Here is a 21,384-nt window from a genome sequence, read left to right as displayed (position 1 = left end):
TCGGTGCGTGAGCCACCTGTCGTGGGCATCGACGGGTGGGTGAGCCACCGGCGCTGTCCACGACACGTGGCTGAGCCACCGCCCTCCCGCGGCCACGCGGTGGATCGGGACGCGGGACGGGTCGTCCTGTCGCAACCGACGACTCGGCCCGGCCCGGCTTGTCGGTGCGGACGAACACAGCACGGGGGATGACTTCTACCGTCGAGGGCGTGACCACCCTCAACGACACGAAGACCTGGCTCGACGAGCAGCTCCCGGCGCTCCTCGAGAAGCACGACGTCCCCGCCGCCGCCTGGGCGGTGCTGCACGACGGGGCAGTCGTCGACGGCGCGGCGGGCGTCCTCAGCAAGGCCACCGACGTGGCGGCCACCCCCGACTCGGTCTTCCAGATCGGCTCCATCACGAAGCTCTGGACGAGCACCCTCGTGATGCAGCTGGTCGACGAGGGGGCCGTCGACCTGGACGAGCCACTGCGCACGTATCTGCCGGAGTTCCGGATCGCCGACGAGTCCGCGGCCGCGATCATCACCACGCGACACCTGCTCAACCACACCGCCGGCTTCGAGGGCGACATCTTCACCGACACCGGTACCGGCGACGACTGCCTCGAGAAGTACGTGGCGCTGCTGGCCGACGTCCCGCAGCTGTTCGAGCCCGGCGAGCAGTTCTCGTACAACAACGCCGGGTACTGCGTGCTGGGGCGCCTGGTGGAGGTGCTGCGCGACAAGCCCTATGACGTGGCCCTGCGCGAGCACGTCATCGCACCGCTCGGCCTGACCCACACGGCCACCGGCCCCTACGAGGCGATCCTGTTCCGCGCCGCGGTCGGACACATCCAGACCGGGCCGGACTCCGGCTACGTGCCCGCCCCGATCTGGGCGATGGCCCGCTCGAACGCCCCGGCGGGGTCGATGCTGGCGATGCGTCCGCGTGACCTGATCGCCTTCGCCCGCATGCACATGGAGGACGGCGCGGCCCCCGACGGAACCCAGGTGCTCGCACCGGGGACGCCTGCGGCGATGCAGGCCCACGCGGTCGAGGTGCCGTACACCGGCATCATGGGCTCGTCCTGGGGCCTGGGCTTCGAGCGGTTCGACGTCGCCGAGGGCGACATCATCGGTCACGACGGCAGCACGATCGGCCAGAACGGTTTCCTGCGCCTGGTGCCCGAGGCCGGGCTGGCGGTCGCCCTGCTCGTCAACGGCGGCGATGTCATCTCGCTGTACCACGAGATCGTCGGGCACATCGTCGAGGAGCTGTCCGACACCGCGCTGCCCGAGCTGCCCACGCCGCCGGCCGAGCCGGAGCGCATCGATGCCGGTCGGTACGTCGGCACCTACTCCGCCGACGTGATGGACCTGATCGTGTCGCAGGACGATGACGGCCGGGTGTGGATCGACACGGTCCTCAAGGGCATGTTCGCCGACATGGAGGACCAGCCGCGTCAGGAGCTCGTCTTCTTCCGGGACGATGCGCTGATCCCGGTACAGGGCGAGCACGGCATGCACATGCCCCACTGGTTCCTCGGCGACGACGGCCACGGCAACGCGCAGTACCTTCACATCGGCCGCGCCATCCGGCGCGCCTGAACCGCACGCGACATCCACGAGACATGAGGACTTCGATGAAAAAGATCATCACGACAACGGCCGGCGTGTGCCTCACCGCCTCGGTCCTCGCGGCGTGCGGTGGCGGATCGTCCGGCTCGTCGGGCGGCGGCACGATCGTCGACGGCGGCACGTTCACGATGGCGCTGAACGCCGACCCGGGAACCCTGGACCCGGCCATGTCGGTGTCGAACCAGCAGATCTCCATCAGCCACCTGGTCTACGACCCGCTGGTCAACATCAACTTCAAGGACGGCTCGCTCGAGTCGGGCCTCGCCAAGACCTGGAAGGTCGACGGCACGAAGGTCACCGCGACCCTGCAGGACAAGATCACCTGCTCCGACGGCACCGAGCTCAAGGCATCGGACGTCGCGGCGAACTACGACTTCATCGCCGACCCGAAGAACGAGAGCCCGCTGCTCGGCACGTTCCTGCCGGCGGGTGCCAAGACCACCGCCGATGACGCGACCCGGACCGTCGAGATCACGCTGGCCGAGCCGGCTCCGTTCGTCCTGCAGGGCCTCGCGAACATCTCGATCGTGTGCTCCAAGGGGCTCGCCGACCGCAAGCTGCTGGCCAGCTCCGCCGTCGGCACGGGGCCGTACGAGCTGACCAAGGCCGCCTCGGGCAACCAGTTCACCTACAAGATCCGCGACGGCTACACGTGGGGTCCGGACGGCGCCACCACCGCGACCAAGGGCATGCCCGACAACATCGTGGTCAAGGTCATCGAGAACGAGTCGACCGCGGCCAACCTGCTGCTGTCGGGCGAGCTCAACGGCGCGGTCGTGACCGGGTCGGACCGCAAGCGCCTCGACGCGGCCAAGCTCTCGACGTACGACACCGCGGTGCTGTCCGGCGAGCAGTTCTACAACCAGACCGAGGGCAGGGCCACGGCTGACGCGAAGGTGCGGATGGCGCTGACGCAGGCGCTGGACTTCGGCGAGCTGCAGAAGGTGCTGACCTCCGGCAGCGGCAAGGCGGCCACGACGTTCGCGGCGCTCGACCCGATCGCCTGCCAGGGGGACTCCGTCTCCGGGGCGATGCCCAAGAGGGACGTCGCCGCAGCCAAGGCCGTGCTGTCGGCGGCCAACCTGCCCGAGCTCACCTTCGTGTACAGCCCGTCCGCCGGCGGCGGCGTGAGCGCCGCGGCCGAGCTGGCGGTCGAGCAGTGGAAGGACGCCGGCGTCAAGGTCAAGGCCAAGTCCCAGAACTCCACCGCGATCCAGGAGACCGTGTTCGGCACGAGGGACTGGGACATCGCGTGGCTGCCGGTCAACGTCAACAGCCCCGACCAGCTGGTCCCGTTCCTGTCCGGGCCCGGGGCGCCCGACGGCACCAACTTCGCCAACATCAAGAACGCGACGTACGAGGCCGGCGTCAAGAAGGCCGCGGCGATGGACGGGCAGGAGGGCTGTGACACGTGGCTGGAGGCCGAGTCGGCCCTGGTCGAGGCGGCCGACGTCATCCCGTTCGCCAACACGATCGGCAAGGCGTACCGCGCCAAGGCCAAGTTCGACTACCCCGGCCAGATGGTTCCCACGAGCATCCGGATGCTGGCGAACTGACCCATGGTCGCGATGCAGACCCCGGTGGTCGCACCGGTCCCACGGGTGGCGAGGACCGCCAACCCGTGGGCCCGGTTCGCCGTCCGACGTCTCGGCCGACTGGTCGTGTCGCTGTGGGTGCTGGTGACCGCGGCCTTCTTGATGATCCACCTGATCCCCGGTGACCCGGTGCGTGGTGCGCTCGGCTCCACCGCGACCCCCGAGCTGGTCGCCAGCAAGCGGGAGTCGCTGGGGCTCAACGACCCGTTGTGGGAGCAGTACCTGCACTACCTGAAGGGCGTGTTCACCGGCGACTTCGGCACGTCGTTGATCTCGCAGCTGTCCACCGCCGACATCATCTCCCAGCGGCTCCCGGCCACCCTGTGGCTGGCGGCGCTCGGGTTCCTGCTGGCACTGGCCATCGCCGTCCCCGTCGGCATCGGTGCCGGGGTGCTGACCCGCCGCGGCCACGGGCGGCGCACCGAGCTCGGCTTCACCACCACCAGCGTCGTGCTGGGCACGATCCCGGACTTCATGATCGGCGTCGCCCTGGTGTACGTGTTCGGTGTCCAGCTGGCGGTGCTGCCGGTCGCGGGCAACGCATCGCCATCGGCCTACGTGCTGCCGGTCCTCTCGCTGGCGATCGGGCCGGCAGCCATCCTGGCGCGGGTCATCCGGGTCGAGATGGTGACGGTCCTGCAGCAGGACTTCATCCGCACGGCGCGCGCCAAGCGACTGCCGAATGCCCGGGTGTACCTGTCCCACGCCCTGCCGAACGCCCTCACGGCCGCCCTGACGCTGTCGGGCATCCTGCTCAGCGCGATGGTCGCCGGCACCGTGCTGGTCGAGAACGTGTTCGCGTGGCCGGGCCTGGGCAGCACGATCGTGTCCTCGATCCTCAACAAGGACTACCCGGTCGTGCAGGGCATCATCTTGATGTACGGCATCGGCGTGCTGCTGATCAACACGATCGTCGACGTCGCCCTGGCGCTGCTCGACCCCCGATCGATGATCCGGGAGGCGTGACCGATGAGCCAGGACACGACCGCGACCGTCCCGCGCCGCCCCAACCGCTACACCGCGGTGCTACGCAGTCCGCTCGGCCTGGCCGCTGCGGCACTCGCGGTGGCGATGCTGGTGCTGGCGGTGGTGGCCCCGCTGCTGTGGGGCGATGCCGCCCGCGAGACCGACACCAACGACATCCTGGCCGGGCCGAGCGCCGAGCACTGGGCCGGCACCGACAACCTGGGCCGCGACATCTTCTTCCGGACGCTGGTCGCGACCCGGCTGTCGATCGAGCTGGCGCTGAGTGCGACGGCGATCGCCGTGGTGGTGGGGCTCGTGCTCGGCACGGCGCCGCTGGTGCTGGGCCGCCGCGCCGGCCGGCTGGTCGTCGCGGCGGTCAACATCGCGGTCGCGTTCCCGGGGCTGCTGCTGGCGCTGTTCTTCGCGGTGGTGTTCGGCATCGGCGCGACAGGTGCGGTCCTGGCGATCGGTCTGGCCGGTGCGCCGGCGTTCGCCCGCCTGGTGCAGACGATGGTCGCGGGCGTCGCCTCGCTCGACTACGTCGCGGCGGCACGGACCGCCGGGGTCGGACGCTTCCGGGTGCTGATCCGCCACATCCTGCCCAATGTCGCCGAGCCCTTGATCGTCAACGCGACGATCGGCGCCGGTGGTGCGCTGCTGTCGTTCGCCGGCCTCTCCTTCCTCGGGCTCGGCGTGCAGGCCCCCGCGTACGACTGGGGCCGTCTGCTCTTCGACGGCGTCGGCTCGCTGTACGTCAATCCCGGCGCCGCCCTGGCCCCCGGGCTCGCGGTGCTGATCGCCGGGCTGAGCTTCAACCTGTTCGGCGAGTCGCTCGCGAAGGTCGCGGGCGTCTCGACGGGGGTGCCGCTGGGCCGCTCCCGGACGCCGGTCCCCGCGCCGCTGCGCCGCCTGACCGACCGACCCGAGCCGGCCCGGACGTCATCCGCCGACGACCTCCTGCTCGACGTGCGTGGCCTCGAGGTCACGTTCCCGGCGCAGGGCGGCCCTGTGCGTCCCGTCCGGGGCATCAGCTTCGGGGTGCGCCGCGGCGAGTCGGTCGGCATCGTCGGCGAGTCCGGCTCCGGCAAGTCGCTGGCCGCGCTGGCCATCTCCCGGCTGATCGACGACCCGGGCCGGGTCGACGCCGAGCGCATCCGGTTCCTCGGCGAGGACCTGCTCGCCCCCGACAGCCGGGCCCAGCGCCGCTTCCTGGGGACGTCCCTCGCGATGGTCTTCCAGGACCCCATGACCTCGTTCAACCCCACCCGGCGGATCGGCGCCCAGCTCGCGGAGCTCTCGCGCCAGCACCACGGCATGGACCGCAAGCAGGCGATGGCCCGCGCCGTCGACCGGCTCCGCGCCGTGCGCATCCCCGATCCGGAGCAGCGCGCTCGCCAGTACCCGCACGAGTTCTCCGGGGGCATGCGCCAGCGCGCCATGATCGGCATGGGCGTCATGGGCAGTCCCGAGCTCATCATCGCCGACGAGCCCACCACCGCCCTCGACGTCACGGTGCAGCAGCAGGTGCTCGACCTGTTGGCGACGATCCGCGATGACGACGGCGTCGCGCTGATCCTGATCAGCCACGACGTCACGGTGGTCGCGGAGGTGTGCGACCGCGTGCTGGTCATGTACGCCGGACGCATCGTGGAGGACCTGGCCGCGGGCGATCTCACCACCGCGGCCCAGCACCCGTACACGCGGGCGCTGGTCGCTGCGGTGCCGTCGATGGACACCGACCTGGACGTCCCGCTGGTGGTGATCCCCGGACGTCCCGTCGACCCGTCGGACGTCCCGCAGGGATGCGCCTACGCGGCCCGCTGCCCGCTGGCGACCGAGCGCTGCGTGGTCGAGGACCCTCCGCTCGCGCCCCACGGCAGCAGCCGGGTCGCGTGCTGGCACGCCGGCGAGCCGATGGATGCGAGGGAGCCCGTCGACCTGGCGCTCCAGCCGACCCGGACGGAGGCATCGTGAGCGAGCTGCGATTCGAGGACGTCCGGGTCTGCTACGGCGGCAACACCGCCGTCGACGGGGTGAGTCTCGTGGTGCCCGCGGGGCGGGTCGTGGGCCTGGTCGGCGAGTCCGGATCGGGCAAGTCCACCCTGGCGCGCGCCGCGGTCGGGCTGGCGCCCGTGGAGAGCGGACGGATCCTGCTGGACGGGGAGCCGGTGCCGACCAAGGGACGCCACCGCCCCGTGCAGATGATCTTCCAGGATCCGTTCTCGTCGCTCGATCCCCGCATGAGCATCGGCGAGAGCGTCGCCGAGGCGATCCCACGCGGCGTCCCGCGGAGGGAGCGACGCGGCGAGGTCGACCGGCTGCTCGACCTGGTCCACATCGGCTCGGCCCGCGCCTACTCGCGACCGTCCGAGCTGTCCGGCGGCCAGCGTCAGCGGGTCGCGCTGGCCCGGGCGCTCGCGGCCCGGCCCTCGGTCGTCGTCGCCGACGAGATCACCTCGGCACTGGACGTGTCGATCCAGGGCACCGTCCTGAACCTGGTCCGTGAGCTGCAGGCCGAGCTGGGCCTGTCGATCCTGTTCATCTCCCACAACCTGGCGGTGGTGCGCTACGTCGCCTCCGAGGTCGCCGTCATGTACCGCGGCCGGATCGTCGAGCACGGCCCCACCGCCGAGGTGCTCACGGCCCCGGCCCACGACTACACGCGTGACCTGCTGGCCGCCGTGCCCGGACGCACCCGACGAAGGAGTTCCCCATGACCCGCCGCATGAGCATCGACGACCTCACCGCGATCGCGGTGCCGTCCCAGCCGGCGCTGTCGCCCGACGGGTCCCAGGTGGCGTACGTCCTGCGCACCCTCGACACCGAGCACAACCGCAACCACGACGAGGTGTGGCTCGTCCCGGCCGCCGGCGGACGGCCCGAGCGACTGACCGCAGGTCCCGAGGACACGGCTCCGGCCTGGTCGCCGGACGGATCGCAGCTGGCGTTCCTGCGTGCCGGGCAGGTCCACGTGCTCACGCCGGGCGGTGGCGAGCCGCGTCGGCTCACCGACCTGTCGTCCGGCGCGGGTGCACCGGTGTGGAGCCCCGACGGCCAGCGGCTCGCCTTCACGGCGCCGGTCGACCCGACCGACGGCTCCGGCCCACTCGTGGCGTCCCGACTGGACTACCAGACCGACGGCGCCGGGATGTTCGGCGCGGTGCGGCACCAGCTGCACGTGCTCGACGTGGTGTCCGGCTCCTGCCGTCAGGTGACCGACGGGGTCGAGCACGCCGGCCAGCCCGCGTGGGCCCCCGACGGACGAACCCTGGCCTTCACCCGCAGGATCGGCGAGGACAGCGACCTGACCTTCCGCACCGGGGTGCTGCTGCTCGACGTCGACGACCGCCTGGCCGTCCCGCACACCGTGGCGCTGGCCGACGGAGTCGCCGGCACGGTCGCGTACGACACCGACGGCGAGCACCTGCTGGTCGTCGGCCACCCGGGTGACCCAGTCGGCCACCAGCACCTGCTGCGGGTGCCCCTGGCCGGCGGGGAGCCGGTCAGCCTCACGGCCCACCTGGACCGCAACGTCATGGCAGGTGCGCCGGCGTACCCCGGCGGCCGACCGCAGCGTGATGCAGCCGGACGGCTGCTGTTCTGCATCCGCGACCGCGGCTGCACGCATGTCTGGACCCTCGACGACCCGGCAGCGCCCGAGGGGCGGGCGCTGCTCGACGGGGCGGACCGGGTCGTCTCCGGCCTGTCGGTCGTCGGCGACACCGCCGTCGTCGCGCTGGCCACGGCGACGTCCTACGGCGAGATCGTCGCGCTGGACCTGGTCAGCGGGGAGGAGACGGTCCTGACCGACCACGGTGCGGCCCTGGCCGGCATCGAGATGTTCCGTCCCGAGGCGCGGACGTTCTCGATCGCCGACGGCACCGACGTGCAGGCCTGGCTGCTGCGCGACCCCGAGCGCGAGGGGCCGCGGCCGTTGCTGCTGGACGTGCACGGAGGGCCGCACAATGCGTGGAACGGGGCCGCCGACGAGATGCACCCGTACCACCAGGAGCTCGTGGAACGCGGCTGGGCGGTGCTCCTGGTCAACCCGCGCGGCAGCGACGGGTACGGAGAGGCCTTCTTCGACGGCGTCAACGGCGCGTGGGGAGTGGCGGACGCGCAGGACTTCCTGCAGCCGATCGACGCCCTCGTGGCGGAGGGTGTCGCCGATCCGGACCGGCTGGCCGTCACGGGCTACAGCTACGGCGGCTTCATGACCGGGTGGCTCACCGGCCACGACGACCGGTTCAAGGCCGGTGTCGCGGGCGGCATCGTCAGCGACCTGGTCAGCGAGTTCGGCACCGCCGACGACGGCACCTGCCTGAGCACCTACGAGCTCGGCGGCGCGCCCTGGGACGATCCGCCGAACTACGCGGCGATGTCGCCGCTGACCAACGTCGCGAACGTGACGACCCCGACCCTGGTGCTGCACGGGCTGGCCGACCTGACCTGCCCCGTCGGGCAGGCCCAGCAGTGGCACAGCGCGCTGCGCTCGCGCGGGGTGCCCACCGAGCTCGTGCTGTACCCCGGGGCATCGCACGCGTTCATCCTGCTCGGACCGCCGTCGCAGCGACTCGACTACGCGCATCGCGTCGTCGACTGGGTCGAGCAGCACACGCTGCGCGCCGGCCGCGCGCGGATCGACACCGCGCACTGGGAGCGCCGCCTGTCCCAGCTGGCCGAGCGCTACGGCGTCCCCGGCGTGCAGCTCGGCGTGCTGCGCCTCGACGCCCAGGGGGACGACGAGATGGTCGTGGCGTCCCACGGCGTGCTCAACGTCGACACCGGCGCACCCGTCACTGCGGACTCGGTCTTCCAGATCGGCTCGATCACCAAGGTGTGGACCGCGACGGTCGTGATGCAGCTGGTCGACGAGGGCCTGGCCGACCTGGACGCCCCGGTCGTCGAGATCCTGCCGGACCTCACGCTGTCCGATCCCGAGGTGACCAAGCAGGTCACGCTGCGCCACCTGCTGACCCACACCAGCGGCATCGACGGCGACGTCTTCACCGACACCGGCCGCGGCGACGACTGCCTGGAGAAGTATGTCGCCCTGCTCGAGGGCGAGGCCCAGAACCACCCGCTCGGCGCCACGTGGTCGTACTGCAACTCCGGGTTCTCCGTGCTGGGACTGGTCATCGAGCGGCTCACCGGCACGACGTGGGACCAGGCGCTGCGCGACCGGATCTTCACGCCGCTGCAGATGAAGCACGCCCTCACGCTCCCCGAGGACGCGCTGCTGCACGCCGCCGCGGTCGGTCACCTGACGGTCGACGACCGCCCCCAGGTGGCGCCGATCTGGCAGCTGCCGCGCTCGATCGGCCCCGCCGGCCTGGTCGCGGCGAGCGCGCCGGACGTCCTGGCGTTCGCGCGGCTGCACATGGCGGGCGGCGTCGCTCCCGACGGGACCCGGCTGCTCAGCGAGGCCTCGGCCGCGGCGATGTCGGCCCACCAGGCCGACCTGCCGGACAAGTACTCCCTGGGTGACTCGTGGGGGCTGGGCTGGATCCGGTTCGGCTGGGACGGCCAGCGCCTGTACGGGCACGACGGCAACACGATCGGCCAGTCCGCCTTCCTCCGGGTCCTGCCCGAGGCGGGGCTGGCGGTCACGATGTTGACCAACAGCGACAGCAGCCGCGACCTGTACGAGGCGCTGTACCGCGAGATCGTCGCAGAGCTGGCCGGCGTCACGATGCCGCGCCCGATCGCGCCGCCGGAGCCGGCCGTGGACGTCGACATCGCGCCGTACGTCGGCCGCTACGAACGGTCGTCGGTCATCATGGAGGTCTTCGTGGCTGATGGCGAGCCCTGGCTCCGCACGACGCTGGTCGGGCCGCTGGCCGAGATGGTGCCCGATCCCGTCGACGAGTACCCGCTGGTGCCGTTCTCGGAGAACGTCTTCGTGACCAAGCCGCCGGAGGCCGAGACGTGGGCGCCGGTGACGTTCTTCGAGCTGCCGACCGGGGAGCGCTACCTGCACTTCGGCGTCCGCGCGACGCCGCGGGTGAGCTGAGATGGATCTCGACGCGCTCATCGCCGACACGCGGGAGATGGTGGAGTGCGAGTCGCCCTCCGCCGACCTGGAGGCGGTCGCCCGCTCGGCGGAGGTCGTCGCGCGGGTGGGCCGTCGCCGGCTCGGGGTCGAGCCGGTGCGGATCGTGCTCGACGGCCGGACCCACCTGCGCTGGCGCCTGGGCACGGGACCGTCGCGCGTGCTGCTCGTGGGTCACCACGACACGGTGTGGGCGACGGGCTCCCTCGCGACCCGGCCGTGCACCGTCGAGGGCGGGGTCCTGCGCGGTCCCGGCTGCTTCGACATGAAGGCGGGGCTGGCGATGGCCTTCCAGGCCGCCGCAGGGCTGGACGGCGTCACCGTGCTGGTCACCGGCGACGAGGAGCTGGGCTCTCCGTCGTCACGGGCGATGATCGAGGACGAGGCGCGCATCGCGTCGGCCGCCCTCGTGCTGGAAGGTGCCGGCCCCGGTGGGGCGCTGAAGTCCGCCCGCAAGGGCGTCTCGCTCTACGACGTCGTCGTGCGGGGACGTGCGGCGCACGCCGGCCTCGAGCCCGAGCGCGGCATCAACGCGACGCTCGAGCTGGCCCACCAGGCGCTGGCCGTCGCGGCGCTCGGCGACCCCCTGACCGGCACGACGGTGACGCCCACCGCGGCGCGGGCGGGCGCGACGACCAACACGATCCCCGCCGAGGGATCGTTCGCGGTCGACGTCCGGGTCCGCACGCTCGCCGAGCAGGACCGCGTCGACCTGGCGATCCGGTCGCTCGGCCCCGTGCTGCCCGGCGCCCGGACGCTCGTGACCGGCGGCCCCAACCGGCCGCCCATGGAAGCCGAGTCCTCCGCCCAGCTGCTGGACCGGGTCCGCGCGATCGCCGAACGGCTCGGGCTGCCACCCGTCCCGGCGATGGCGGTCGGCGGCGCATCCGACGGCAATTTCACCGCCGGGGTCGGCACGCCGACGCTGGACGGGCTCGGAGCCGTGGGCGGTGGCGCCCACGCCGACGACGAGCACGTCCTCGTGGACGAGCTGCCGGGACGCACCCGGCTCGTCCGCTCGCTGATCACCGAGCTGCTGGCGGTCCCGACCGCCGAGTGCGACACCGCAGGGGCCGGCCGGCGATGACGACACCCCAGAACCCCCACAGGACGGATGCCATGACCAAGCTTGCCCTCGCCCCCCAGCTCGACGCCGCGCGCGTCGCGGAGGCCGCGGCGTCGGCCGCCGGTGTCGACGTGCGCGAGCTCAGCGGGCTCCCGGAGCTCGAGCAGGTGCTCGACCTGTATGCGCGGGTGTGGGGCCGCAACGACAACCCGCCCCTGACGCTCGAGCTGCTGCGTGCCTTCACGAAGGCCGGCAACTACGTCGGCGGTGCGTTTACTGCCGACGGCCGCCTGGTCGGGGCGTGCGTGGGCTTCTTCCACGCGCCGGCCGATGACGCCCTCCACAGCCACATCGCCGGGGTCGACCGCACGATGGTCGGCCGGCACGTCGGCTTCGCGCTCAAGCTGCACCAGCGCGCGTGGGCGCTCGAGCGCGACATCTCCGAGATCGCCTGGACGTTCGACCCGCTGGTGAGCCGCAACGCCTACTTCAACCTGGTCAAGCTCGCCGCCCGGCCGGCCGAGTACCTGCCCAACTTCTACGGTCCGCTGACCGACACGATCAACGGCAGCGACGAGTCCGACCGGCTGCTGGTGCGCTGGCGCCTGCGCGATCCCGCGGTCGAGCGCGCCTGCTCCGGCGACCGGACGTCCGAGGCCGTCGACGACGAGCTGCGGGCCGGGGCGGTGACGGCCGTCGGCCTGGGAGCGGACGGTGGCCCGGTCGCCGGACGGCTCGACGGCGCGGTGTCGCTGGTCGCCGTCCCGCGCGACATCAGCCTGCTGCGGTCCACGGACCCCGAGCTGGCCCACCGCTGGCGAACCGCGGTCAGGGACGTGCTGTCGGAGCTGCTGGCCGACGGCGCGCGCATCACCGGCTTCGACCGATCCGGGTGGTACGTCGTGAGGAGGCAGCTGTGAAGCTCGAGGGCGTCGAGCTGATCCACGTCTCGATGCCGCTCGTCTCGCCGTTCCGCACCTCCTTCGGCACGCAGGTCACCCGCGACCTGCTCCTGCTGCGTCTCGTGACGGACGAGGGGGAGGGGTGGGGCGAGTGCGTCACGATGCCCGACCCGCTCTACTCCTCGGAGTACGTCGCGGGCGCCGCGGACGTCCTGCGCCGCTTCCTCGTGCCCGCCCTGGCCGCGTCCGGGCCCCTCGACGCGTCGCGGGTCGCGACGGTCCTGTCGCCGTTCAAGGGCCACCGGATGGCCAAGGCCGCGCTCGAGATGGCGGTGCTGGACGCCGAGCTGCGCGCCGAGGGCCGATCGTTCGGACGTGAGCTGGGCGCGGTCCACGACCGGGTGCCGTGCGGTGTCTCGGTGGGCATCATGGACAGCGTCCCGCAGCTGCTCGACGCCGTCGACGGCTACCTGGACCAGGGGTACGTCCGCATCAAGCTCAAGATCGAGCCCGGCTGGGACGTCGAGCCGGTGCGCGCCGTGCGGGAGCGGTTCGGTGACGACGTGCTGCTGCAGGTCGACGCGAACACCGCCTACACGCTCGCCGACGCCCGGCACCTGGCGCGCCTCGACCCGTTCGACCTGCTGCTGATCGAGCAGCCCCTGGAGGAGGAGGACATCCTGGGGCACGCCGACCTCGCGCGGCAGATCACGACGCCGGTGTGCCTGGACGAGTCGATCACCTCGGCGCAGTCGGCCGCGGCGGCGATCCGGCTGGGCGCCTGCCAGGTGGTCAACGTCAAGCCCGGACGAGTCGGCGGCTACCTGGAGTCACGCCGCATCCACGATGTGTGTGCCGCCAACGGGGTGCCGGTGTGGTGCGGTGGGATGCTCGAGACCGGCATCGGTCGCGCCGCGAACATCGCCCTGGCGGCGCTGCCCGGGTTCACGATGCCGGGCGACACCTCGGCGTCGGACCGCTACTACCGCACCGACATCACCGAGCCCTTCGTCCTCGACGACGGGATGCTGTCGGTGCCGACCGGACCGGGCATCGGCGTGCTGCCGGTCCCCGAGCGCCTGGCGGACGTCACGACGCACACCGAGTGGGTCAGCGGCTGAACGCGACGGGCACGCCGGAAGGGGCGTGGGGCGGACCGGCACGCCGTACGCTGGTGCCGCCCCGCTCCGTGTCGAAAGCAGTGCCATGCCGAGCTCCACCCCGCGTCCTCGTGCCAGCCTGGTGCGCGTCCTGGACGACCTCGGCGCGACCCTGCTCGACCTGGTGCACGGCGACACGAGCCGCGTCGACGACATCGGCGGGATCGTGATCCACGACCGGGTCGACGCGCCGGTGCTGCCCCGGCACGCGCTCGTCCTGGGCGTCGCGATCGACGACCCGACCGAGATCGCCGGGCTGCTGGGCGACCTGGGCCGCCAGGACGCGGCAGGGCTGGTCATCCGCGCTCCCGTCCCGTTCACCGACGAGGTGCGGGCAGCCGCCGAGGCATCCGGTGTGGCACTGCTGGGGCTGAGCCGTGGAGCGCCGTGGGCGCACATCGCGACCATGCTGCGGTCCGTGCTCGCCGAGGGCGATGTGGGCGGTCCGGCCTCCGAGACGCTGGGCGGTCTGCCGTCGGGTGATCTGTTCGCGGTCGCCAACGCGATCTCGTCGCTGCTCGACGCCCCGGTCACGATCGAGGACAACAGCTCGCGGGTGCTGGCCTTCTCCAGCCGGCAGGACGAGGCCGACTCGTCGCGGGTCGAGACGATCCTGGGTCGCCAGGTGCCGGAGCGCTATGCGCGCATCCTCAACGAGCGCGGCGTCTTCCGCGACCTGCACCGATCCGATCAGCCGATCTACGTCGACGAGATCGTCGCGGACGACGGCTCGGTGACGCTGCCCCGGGTCGCGGTGGCGGTCCGCGCCGGCGACGAGGTGCTGGGCTCGATCTGGGCGGCCGTCACGGGCCCGCTGAGCGAGGCGCGTGCCGGGGCGCTGCGGGACACGGCGCAGCTGGTCGCGCTGCATCTGCTGCGGGTCCGGGCGGGCGCCGACACCGGCCGCCGGGTGCGTGCCGACCTGCTCAGCTCGGTGCTCGAGGGCGGCCAGGGCGCCCGGGAGTCGTTGGAGCGGCTGGGCCTTGCCGATGCGCGCCTGCTGGTGCTGGCCTGCACGCTGGCCGGCCCCGGCGCATCCCACCAGGGCGATCCGTCGGCCGCGCACGAGCAGCAAAGGCTGGCCGATGCGTTCGCGATGCACCTCAGCGCGGTCAACCCCCGCTCGGCGTCAGCCCTGATCGACGGCGTCGCGTACGGCCTGGTGGCGGCGGGCGGATCGCCTGAGGAGGCCGAGGCGCGGGCGACCCGCATCGCGACGGACTTCCTCGGACGCATCGGCGACCGGTCCCGGCCGATCGTGGCGGTCGGGCCCGCTGCGACCCATCTGTCCGACATCGTGCGCGCCCGGGCCACGACCGATCGCATCCTGCGGGTGCTGCGCGAGGCCGGGGGATCCCGATCGGTGGCGCGGCTGGCCGACGTGCAGACCGAGTCCCTGCTGATGGAGCTGCGGGACCGGACGATCGCGCGCGGCGAGCAGCTGACCGGTCCGCTGGCCCGGCTCGTCGAGTACGACCGGCAGCACGACGGTCAGCTGGTGCCGACCCTCCAGGCCTGGCTCGACGCCTTCGGCGACGTCACCAAGGCGTCCGAGGCCCTGTTCGTGCACACCAACACCTTCCGGTACCGGTTGCGCCGCGTCGCGGAGGTCGGCGAGGTGGATCTGCTCGACTCCGGTCAGCGGTTCGCCCTGACGTTGCTGCTGCGGCTGTGGCCCGGGCTGGCCGGCGGTGCCGAGCAGGAGTCCTGGCCCGATCCGTGACCGGGCGGGCTCAGGTCGCGGCCCGGGCGTACCGCGCCGGCCGGAGCCCGGACGGGCGACTGAGCTCACCGCCCTCTCAGGCGTGCACCTCGACCGGGAGGGACAGGTCGGCGGCCCACTCCTCGTACGAGGCGTCGTAGACCGCGACGTCGGTCTCTCCAAGCAGGGTCAGGGCCAGCGCGTCGACGCAGGCCGCGACCCCGATGCCGCAGTACAGGATCTTGCGGTCCGGCCCGGTCAACACATCGGCGAACCGCTTGCGCAGGGCCTGGACGGGCAGGAAGGTGTTGTCGCCGGCCAGCAGGGTGAAGGAGGGCACGTTCAGGCTGCCCGGGATGCGGCCACCGCGCGCGAAGAAGGTGGGCTCGGACGCCGTGAACTCCGATGTGCTCAGGGTGTTGACCAGGCAGGCGCCGCCGTCCCTGACCACCGACAGCACCTCCTCGCAGTCCGCGAACAGCTCGCTCCGGTCGGTCACGGCCGGGGGCCGGCACGGGGTGACCGGCGTCGGCTCGGACGTGGTGGGCCTGCCCTCCGCCTGCCAGGCCGTGAGCCCGCCGTCCAGGACGGAGGCCTCGATCCCGAACGATCGCAGCACCCACCACAGGCGGGCGGCCCACACCGTGGCGGCGCGATCGTAGATCACGATGCGCGAGAAGCTGCCGATGCCGAGCTCGGCCAGCGCGGCCGTCACCTGATCGGCGTCGGGCCGCTGGAAGATCCCGGTCGGCGCCGAGAACTGGGAGAGCAGATCGGCGTGCAGCGCTCCGGGGATGTGCTCGGCCGCGTGCTCAGCGGCTCCCGACGCCACCGCCCAGCTGGTGCCCGGGTCGCCGGGATGGGTGAGGTCGACGGTCGCGTCCAGGATCCGCAGCGTGGGGTGCTCGAGATGTGTCGCCAGCCAGGCGGTGGACACAAGAGGTGGCTCGCTGTCGGTCACTGCCCGAATCTAGGGGAGAGCCTGTCGTGACGGGCCGTCATCTCGCGTTTCGAGACAGTTCACCCGCAGTCCACCCGCGCGGCTCACTGGTCGGCGACGTATCCCTGCCGGTAGGTCGGGAACTGTGGCACCCAGCCGCTGGCACGCAGGCGCGCATTGCTCAGCCGTTTGCCGTGGCCGCGGGCCGGATCCGCCCTCGGTGGGGCGGGCAGCTCCAGCTGCGCCGCGACGTGCGCGGCGACATCGCCCAGCAGCGCCGGCTCGTCGTCCGTGCCGATGTACAGGCGCTCAGGCTGGTCGTCCATGGTCAGCAGGTGGACGACGGCTGCCGCGGCGTCGTCGCGGTGGATGCGATTGGTCCAACGGTGCGGATCGCTGACCTCGCCGCGCTGCACCTGGGCGACCAGGCGCGGCTCGCCGTGCCCGTACAGGCCGGAGAACCGCACGACCGTCCCGGCCGGCACGCGGTCCAGGAACACCCGCTCCGCCTTGAGCAGCATCCGACCCGGCCCGTCGCCGGGCTCCGGCGGCGTCGTCTCGTCCAGCAGCCGGCCCGGGTCGGCATCGGCGTAGACCGCGGTCGACGACACGAGCACGGCTCGTGCCGGTCGCTGCCCGGCTGCGTCCACGGCGTCCAGCGCCCGTTGCATGCCCTCGACATAGGTCTGCCGGTACGCCTGCTCGCTGCGTGGCCGGGCGGTGAGGGCGACCACGAGACGGTCCAGGTCCAGCGCCGGCAGGACGGGGCGCTCCCGGGTGAGATCGGCCGACACACCGGTCAGCGGCGACGGCACGAGATCGCCGCGGCGGCGGATCGCGACCACATCGTGCCCCTGGGCGGCCAGGCGCAGACCGATGTCGGCTCCCAGGTCGCCGCAGCCGATCAGCAGCGCGTCGGCGGCCATCAGAACGGCGGCCACGGGATGGCCGGCATGTGCCCGCGGGGACGGGGAAAGCGAGGTTTACGCAGCATCGCGTCGCAGCGCGCCGCGAAGGCGCTGATCTCCCACTCCGTCAGCAGATCGCCCAGGGCGCTGCCGAGCTCACCGGCCAGCGCCGCGCGGACCCGCTCGACTCCCTCCAGCTCGTACGGGGTCAGCGCCTCGTCGACCCAGCCCCACAGCACGGTCCGCAGCTTGTGCTCGGCGTGGAACGTCAGGCCGTGGTCGATGCCGTACCGGTGCCCGCCGGGCATCTCAAGCACGTGACCGCCCTTGCGGTCGGCGTTGTTGGTGATGACGTCGAACACCGCCATCCGGCGAAGCTCGGGGGAGTCCTCGTGGATCAGCGAGACCGGACGGTCGTGGGCGTCGAAGCCGTCGAACACGTGCCGCCAGCCGTGCTCCGGCACCGCGTCGGACGGCACCAGGTCGACGGCGTCCTGGGTGGGGTCGACGTCCTGCCACAGCTGCACCATGCCCGGCCCCATGGGCCCGTCGCGCAGCCAGGTCCGTGGCACGACGTCCCACCCGAGCACCTCGGAGACCAGGTACGCCGCCACCTCGCGTCTGGCCAGGTTGCCGTCGGGGAAGTCCCACAGCGGCTGCTCGCCGGCGACCGGCTTGTAGACGATCTTGACCGCACCGATGCTCCCGACGAAGGTCGCGTTGGAGGCCGGCATGATCCGCCCCTCCAGCTCGATGTCGCCGCACTGGAGATCGGCGTCCGTGGTCAACGGAACCCGTCAGGGAGCTCGCAGACGTGGTCGTCGCCGTCCATCGGCTGGCGGCACAGGGGGCAGATCGGGCGTCCGGCCCCCACCACCTCGCGGGTGCGCTTGGCGAAGGCCCGCGCGAGGCCCACCGGGATGCGGACGCGCAGCACCTCGTCGGGCTCGATCTCGATCTCGTCGTCGGGCTCCAGGCCCTCCAGCTCGTCGGGGTCGATGACCGGGATCGGGAAGGCGTCGATCACCAGCTGGGCGGTCGTCGGGTCCCAGCCCAAGCTGAGGGCGCCGGCGCGGAACTGCTCCTCGACGGGCTGCGCGAGCGGAGCGTTGTCGACGAGCCCCTCGGGGGTGAGGGCCGGGACGCTGAACGGGTTGCCCTCCTCGCCCATCAGGGCGTCCAGGACCTCCTCGACGCGTTCGGACAGGGCCGCGGCCTGCTCCTTCTCGAGGGCGACGCTGACCAGGCGAGCGCCCGTCTGGGCCTGCAGGTAGAAGGTGCGTTCTCCCGGCAGGCCGACGGTGCCGACCACCAGACGGTCGGGCCAGTCGAATCCGTGCACGATCGGGGGCATGCCAACAATCCTAGGAGCGCGCCGCAGCGGGCGCCTCATGGCCTGCCCCGCCACCGACCTGCGCGTCCTCGTCGGCCGGCTTCGTGCGCAGCCAGGACAGATCGCCGGCATCGGTGTTGGTGGCCAGGACGTCGGGGCGGCTCGTGCCGTACCGGATGATCGACACCGAGGCCGGGTTGACGTTGATGCGCTGGAACAGGTCCAGGTGCATCCCCAGCGCATCGGCCAGGATCGACTTGATGATGTCGCCGTGGCTGACCGCGACCCACACCGCGCCGCGTCCGTGCTCGGCCTCGAAGGCCGCGTCGTGGCGACGGATCGCCGCGACCGAGCGGGCCTGCATCATGGCGAGCGACTCACCGCCGGGAAAGACGGCCGCGGACGGCTGTGACTGCACGACCGACCACAGCTCCTCCTTGGCCAGCTCGGCGAGCTTGCGTCCCTGCCAGTCGCCGTAGTCGCACTCGGTGATGCCGCGCTCGACGGAGGTGGGCACCGCCGCGTCCTGGTGGGCGAGGATCGCGCGCGTCGTCTGCCGGCATCGCTCCAGCGGGCTCGTGACGACACCGGCCAGCGGCACGACGGCCAGTCGCTCGGCGGTTCGGTCGGCCTGACGGCGCCCGACGTCGTCGAGCCGGACGCCGGCGGTGCGGCCGGCGAGGACGCCGCTGGCATTCGCAGTGGTGCGGCCGTGCCGCACCAGGATCACAGTGGCCATGGCCGAAAGCCTAGGGCGTGCCCGGGCACGCGGCCGGGCACGCCGCGCTCTACTCGGCTGCGGGCTCGGTGGCCGGTTCGCGATCGGGCTCGGCGCCCGGCTCGGCATCGGGCAGCGCCTCGGGGAAGGCCGGGTCCGGCAGATCGGGCGCCTCTGGCTTCTCGGGGGCGTCCTGCTCGGGCAGTCCGGGCTCGGGCGGGGCTTCGGTCACGGTTCCTCCAAGGTGTCGGTTCCGCAGCGGGTACCCGCCGGAGGGGCGGCCAATCATGCAGATGCCCCGACCCGCCGCGGGCGGATCGGGGCACGGTGCCGGCTGGTCAGCCCTGGCGGGCCTTCAGGCGGGGATTGGCCTTGTTGATGACGAACGTGCGGCCGCGGCGACGCACGACCTGCGAGCCGGCCTGGTTCTTCAGCGATGACAGCGAGTTGCGGACCTTCATGGCGATCGTCCTTCCGTGACCGGGAATCTTCCCGGACAGATGACAACGATTCCCACCCGCGGGCTATTCCCACGTCCCGCTGCGGCCCTGCTTGATCGCCCCGCGGCGCTTCTTGGTGTCCAGACGGCGCTGCTTCGCCCGCCGGCTCGGTTTCGTCGTGCGCCGCGCCTTCTCCGGGACGATGGCCTGGCCGACGAGCTCTTCGAGGCGGACGCGTGCGGCCTCGCGGTTGCGGTGCTGCGACCGGTACTGCGACGACACCACGGTGATGGTCCCGTCGACCAGACGTCCGGCCAGCCGGGTCGCGGCAAGCTCCTTCTGCGCGGGGGACAGGGCAGTGGTGTCGGCGAGCGACCAGATCAGCTCGACGCGGCTGTCGGTCGTGTTGACGTGCTGGCCGCCCGGCCCGGACGACCGGGAGAAGCGCCAGCTCATCTCGCCCTCGGGCAGGCTCAGGCGTCCGTCATGACTCATCGTCGGCCAGTATGCGGCACATCGCCGACGCGCGGGCGGTCAGCCGCCGGCGACGTAGCTGTTCAGCTGGTCGCGCTCGAACTCCAGCTGATCCATCCGGTGCTTGACGGCATCGCCGATGCTCAGCACGCCGAGCAGGTGTCCGTCGTCGATCACCGGCACGTGGCGCACACGGTGCTCGGTCATGACGGCCATCAGCGCCTTGAACGAGTCGTCGGGGGAGCACACCTGCACATCGGTGGTCATGAGGTCGGCGACCGTCACGGAGCTGGCGTCCTGCACACCGCGCAGCTTGCGGACGATGTCACGCTCGGACACGATGCCGAGCATCGAGGTGCCGTCATCACTGACGACGAGGGCACCGACGTTCAGCTCGGCGAGCACGTCCAGCAGCTCGCGAACCGTGGCGCCGGGGGAGATGGTGAAGACCTCGGTGCTTCCCTTGGAGGTCAGTACGTCCTGGACACGCATGGCGGGCTCCTTCATCGGATCCTCGCACTGTAGCGCCGGTCACACCCCCAAGGCGATGCTTCAGGGACGTTCGTCCGCCGGCTCCCGGGAGAACTCGAAGGCGTGGACGTTGCTGGGTTCCGCGGGCGGCGCGTCGTCCTCGGGCTCGTCGGTCCACGACTGGTCGGGCGGCCCCTGGTCGGGGAAGTGGCCGACATAGGCCATCGCCGCATCGTGCAGCCGGCCGTTGGACGCCAGCGCGTTGTCGCCCCACGGGCCCGGGGCCCCCGCGAGGCTCGTGAACGTGCCGCCCGCCTCACGCACGATGATGTCGAGGGCCGCCATGTCCCACAGGTTCAGCTCGGGCTCGGTCGCGATGTCGACGGCACCCTCGGCCAGCAGCATGTACGACCAGAAGTCGCCGTACGCGCGGGTGCGCCAGCAGCGGCGCATCAGGGCGGCGAAGGCCTGCCCCTTGCCGATGACGTCCCAGCCGCCGAGCGAGGCGTACGACAGCGAGGCGGCCTCCAGGTCGGATACCTGGGAGACCTTGATCTGGCGCGATGACATCAAGGACTTGCCGGTGAACGCGCCGGTGCCCTTGCTGGCCCACCAGCGGCGCCCGAGGGCGGGGGCGGAGACGCAGCCGGCGACGATCTCGCCGTCCTCCTCCAAGGCGATCAGCGTGGCCCAGACGGGGACGCCGCGCACGAAGTTGGCGGTGCCGTCGATCGGGTCGACGATCCATCGTCGGCCGCCGACCGACTCGACGGCGTCCTGACCCTGCTCCTCGCCGAGGACGACATCGCGTCCACGGGCGGACTTGAGGGTGCGCCGGATCGCGGCCTCCACGGCCTGGTCGGACTCGGTCACGTACGTCATGTCCGGCTTCGTGTCGACCTGCAGGTCGTTGGCCAGGAACCGTTCCATCGACAAGTTGTCGGCGTTGTCGGCGAGCACGTGGGCGAGGCGCAGGTCGTCGTTGTACGAGTGAGCCATGACCCTCAGGGTACGGCGTGCGGGACCACGCCGACGTCG

At 72.1% G+C, this 21,384-nt stretch carries 20 protein-coding genes; 10 read left to right on the top strand and 10 right to left on the bottom strand.

Features of this window, described 5'->3' with window-relative positions:
* Positions 1-209 precede the first annotated feature (209 nt).
* The 10 genes from NQV15_RS13480 to NQV15_RS13435 all read left to right on the top strand — a co-directional run bounded on the left by NQV15_RS13480 (position 210) and on the right by NQV15_RS13435 (position 15,083).
* Positions 210-1,589: a serine hydrolase domain-containing protein gene (locus tag NQV15_RS13480; protein WP_232401706.1), complete on the top strand. Its 1,380-nt coding sequence runs from the start codon at positions 210-212 to the stop codon at positions 1,587-1,589.
* 35 nt (positions 1,590-1,624) lie between these two features.
* A complete protein-coding gene (locus NQV15_RS13475; RefSeq protein WP_232401709.1) occupies positions 1,625-3,175 on the top strand; it encodes an ABC transporter substrate-binding protein in 1,551 nt (516 codons plus the stop codon).
* Between the two features lie 3 nt (positions 3,176-3,178).
* The gene (locus NQV15_RS13470) at positions 3,179-4,180 is read left to right on the top strand and encodes an ABC transporter permease (RefSeq protein ID WP_232401710.1); all 1,002 of its coding nucleotides are present in this window, start codon (positions 3,179-3,181) and stop codon (positions 4,178-4,180) included.
* 3 nt (positions 4,181-4,183) lie between these two features.
* A complete protein-coding gene (locus NQV15_RS13465) occupies positions 4,184-6,154 on the top strand; it encodes a dipeptide/oligopeptide/nickel ABC transporter permease/ATP-binding protein (protein ID WP_232401713.1) in 1,971 nt (656 codons plus the stop codon).
* Positions 6,151-6,897, top strand: coding sequence for an ABC transporter ATP-binding protein (locus NQV15_RS13460; protein ID WP_232401723.1), 747 nt, complete (start codon positions 6,151-6,153; stop codon positions 6,895-6,897). Before NQV15_RS13465 ends, NQV15_RS13460 begins: the two co-directional genes overlap by 4 nt.
* Positions 6,894-10,193 carry a serine hydrolase gene (locus NQV15_RS13455; RefSeq protein ID WP_232401725.1) on the top strand — a complete coding sequence of 1,100 codons (3,300 nt, stop codon included), beginning with the start codon at positions 6,894-6,896 and terminating at the stop codon, positions 10,191-10,193. The genes NQV15_RS13460 and NQV15_RS13455 overlap by 4 nt, the downstream gene beginning before the upstream one ends.
* A gap of 1 nt (position 10,194) precedes the next feature.
* Complete coding sequence (locus NQV15_RS13450) at positions 10,195-11,319, top strand: M20 family metallopeptidase (protein ID WP_232401728.1); 1,125 nt, start codon at positions 10,195-10,197, stop codon at positions 11,317-11,319.
* A gap of 32 nt (positions 11,320-11,351) precedes the next feature.
* On the top strand, positions 11,352-12,218 hold the full coding sequence (locus NQV15_RS13445; RefSeq protein ID WP_232401730.1) for a GNAT family N-acetyltransferase: 867 nt from the start codon (positions 11,352-11,354) through the stop codon (positions 12,216-12,218).
* The gene (menC, locus tag NQV15_RS13440; protein WP_232401732.1) at positions 12,215-13,321 is read left to right on the top strand and encodes an o-succinylbenzoate synthase; all 1,107 of its coding nucleotides are present in this window, start codon (positions 12,215-12,217) and stop codon (positions 13,319-13,321) included. The genes NQV15_RS13445 and menC overlap by 4 nt, the downstream gene beginning before the upstream one ends.
* Positions 13,322-13,406: 85 nt before the next feature.
* Positions 13,407-15,083, top strand: coding sequence for a PucR family transcriptional regulator (locus NQV15_RS13435; RefSeq protein WP_232401734.1), 1,677 nt, complete (start codon positions 13,407-13,409; stop codon positions 15,081-15,083).
* 76 nt (positions 15,084-15,159) lie between these two features.
* Here the strand turns inward: NQV15_RS13435 and NQV15_RS13430 are convergent, their stop codons facing one another.
* The 10 genes from NQV15_RS13430 to NQV15_RS13385 form a co-directional block, all read right to left on the bottom strand.
* Positions 15,160-16,023, bottom strand: coding sequence for a sulfurtransferase (locus NQV15_RS13430; RefSeq protein ID WP_232401735.1), 864 nt, complete (start codon positions 16,021-16,023; stop codon positions 15,160-15,162).
* Between the two features lie 83 nt (positions 16,024-16,106).
* Positions 16,107-16,943: an NAD-dependent epimerase/dehydratase family protein gene (locus NQV15_RS13425; RefSeq protein WP_232401752.1), complete on the bottom strand. Its 837-nt coding sequence runs from the start codon at positions 16,941-16,943 to the stop codon at positions 16,107-16,109.
* Positions 16,928-17,698, bottom strand: coding sequence for an SCO1664 family protein (locus NQV15_RS13420; RefSeq protein ID WP_232401755.1), 771 nt, complete (start codon positions 17,696-17,698; stop codon positions 16,928-16,930). The genes NQV15_RS13425 and NQV15_RS13420 overlap by 16 nt, the downstream gene beginning before the upstream one ends.
* The gene (locus NQV15_RS13415; RefSeq protein WP_232401757.1) at positions 17,695-18,264 is read right to left on the bottom strand and encodes a DUF3090 domain-containing protein; all 570 of its coding nucleotides are present in this window, start codon (positions 18,262-18,264) and stop codon (positions 17,695-17,697) included. Before NQV15_RS13415 ends, NQV15_RS13420 begins: the two co-directional genes overlap by 4 nt.
* 10 nt (positions 18,265-18,274) lie before the next feature.
* Positions 18,275-18,982: a histidine phosphatase family protein gene (locus NQV15_RS13410; RefSeq protein ID WP_232401760.1), complete on the bottom strand. Its 708-nt coding sequence runs from the start codon at positions 18,980-18,982 to the stop codon at positions 18,275-18,277.
* 49 nt (positions 18,983-19,031) lie between these two features.
* The gene (locus NQV15_RS13405) at positions 19,032-19,193 is read right to left on the bottom strand and encodes a hypothetical protein (RefSeq protein ID WP_232401762.1); all 162 of its coding nucleotides are present in this window, start codon (positions 19,191-19,193) and stop codon (positions 19,032-19,034) included.
* A gap of 106 nt (positions 19,194-19,299) precedes the next feature.
* The gene (ykgO, locus tag NQV15_RS13400; protein ID WP_232401764.1) at positions 19,300-19,422 is read right to left on the bottom strand and encodes a type B 50S ribosomal protein L36; all 123 of its coding nucleotides are present in this window, start codon (positions 19,420-19,422) and stop codon (positions 19,300-19,302) included.
* A gap of 63 nt (positions 19,423-19,485) precedes the next feature.
* Complete coding sequence (gene arfB / locus NQV15_RS13395) at positions 19,486-19,896, bottom strand: alternative ribosome rescue aminoacyl-tRNA hydrolase ArfB (RefSeq protein ID WP_232401766.1); 411 nt, start codon at positions 19,894-19,896, stop codon at positions 19,486-19,488.
* A gap of 39 nt (positions 19,897-19,935) precedes the next feature.
* Positions 19,936-20,367, bottom strand: coding sequence for a CBS domain-containing protein (locus NQV15_RS13390; protein ID WP_232401768.1), 432 nt, complete (start codon positions 20,365-20,367; stop codon positions 19,936-19,938).
* Between the two features lie 60 nt (positions 20,368-20,427).
* Positions 20,428-21,345 carry an inositol monophosphatase family protein gene (locus tag NQV15_RS13385; RefSeq protein WP_232401770.1) on the bottom strand — a complete coding sequence of 306 codons (918 nt, stop codon included), beginning with the start codon at positions 21,343-21,345 and terminating at the stop codon, positions 20,428-20,430.
* Positions 21,346-21,384 lie beyond the last annotated feature (39 nt).

The sequence above is a fragment of the Aeromicrobium wangtongii genome, from assembly GCF_024584515.1.
Taxonomy (GTDB): Bacteria; Actinomycetota; Actinomycetes; order Propionibacteriales; family Nocardioidaceae; genus Aeromicrobium; species Aeromicrobium wangtongii.
Note: the sequence above shows the minus strand (reverse complement) of the source record. Positions and strands in the feature narration are given on the sequence as shown.

What these genes read in the sequence shown, in the direction of transcription:
- NQV15_RS13410 (WP_232401760.1), bottom strand. Translation starts at nt 18,982, where the DNA reads ATGGCCACTGTGATCCTGGTGCGGCACGGCCGCACCACTGCGAATGCC.
- NQV15_RS13415 (WP_232401757.1), bottom strand. Translation starts at nt 18,264, where the DNA reads ATGCCCCCGATCGTGCACGGATTCGACTGGCCCGACCGTCTGGTGGTC.
- NQV15_RS13455 (WP_232401725.1), top strand. Translation starts at nt 6,894, where the DNA reads ATGACCCGCCGCATGAGCATCGACGACCTCACCGCGATCGCGGTGCCG.
- NQV15_RS13435 (WP_232401734.1), top strand. Translation starts at nt 13,407, where the DNA reads ATGCCGAGCTCCACCCCGCGTCCTCGTGCCAGCCTGGTGCGCGTCCTG.
- arfB (WP_232401766.1), bottom strand. Translation starts at nt 19,896, where the DNA reads ATGAGTCATGACGGACGCCTGAGCCTGCCCGAGGGCGAGATGAGCTGG.
- ykgO (WP_232401764.1), bottom strand. Translation starts at nt 19,422, where the DNA reads ATGAAGGTCCGCAACTCGCTGTCATCGCTGAAGAACCAGGCCGGCTCG.
- NQV15_RS13445 (WP_232401730.1), top strand. Translation starts at nt 11,352, where the DNA reads ATGACCAAGCTTGCCCTCGCCCCCCAGCTCGACGCCGCGCGCGTCGCG.
- NQV15_RS13450 (WP_232401728.1), top strand. Translation starts at nt 10,195, where the DNA reads ATGGATCTCGACGCGCTCATCGCCGACACGCGGGAGATGGTGGAGTGC.
- NQV15_RS13470 (WP_232401710.1), top strand. Translation starts at nt 3,179, where the DNA reads ATGGTCGCGATGCAGACCCCGGTGGTCGCACCGGTCCCACGGGTGGCG.
- NQV15_RS13465 (WP_232401713.1), top strand. Translation starts at nt 4,184, where the DNA reads ATGAGCCAGGACACGACCGCGACCGTCCCGCGCCGCCCCAACCGCTAC.
- NQV15_RS13390 (WP_232401768.1), bottom strand. Translation starts at nt 20,367, where the DNA reads ATGCGTGTCCAGGACGTACTGACCTCCAAGGGAAGCACCGAGGTCTTC.
- NQV15_RS13475 (WP_232401709.1), top strand. Translation starts at nt 1,625, where the DNA reads ATGAAAAAGATCATCACGACAACGGCCGGCGTGTGCCTCACCGCCTCG.
- NQV15_RS13385 (WP_232401770.1), bottom strand. Translation starts at nt 21,345, where the DNA reads ATGGCTCACTCGTACAACGACGACCTGCGCCTCGCCCACGTGCTCGCC.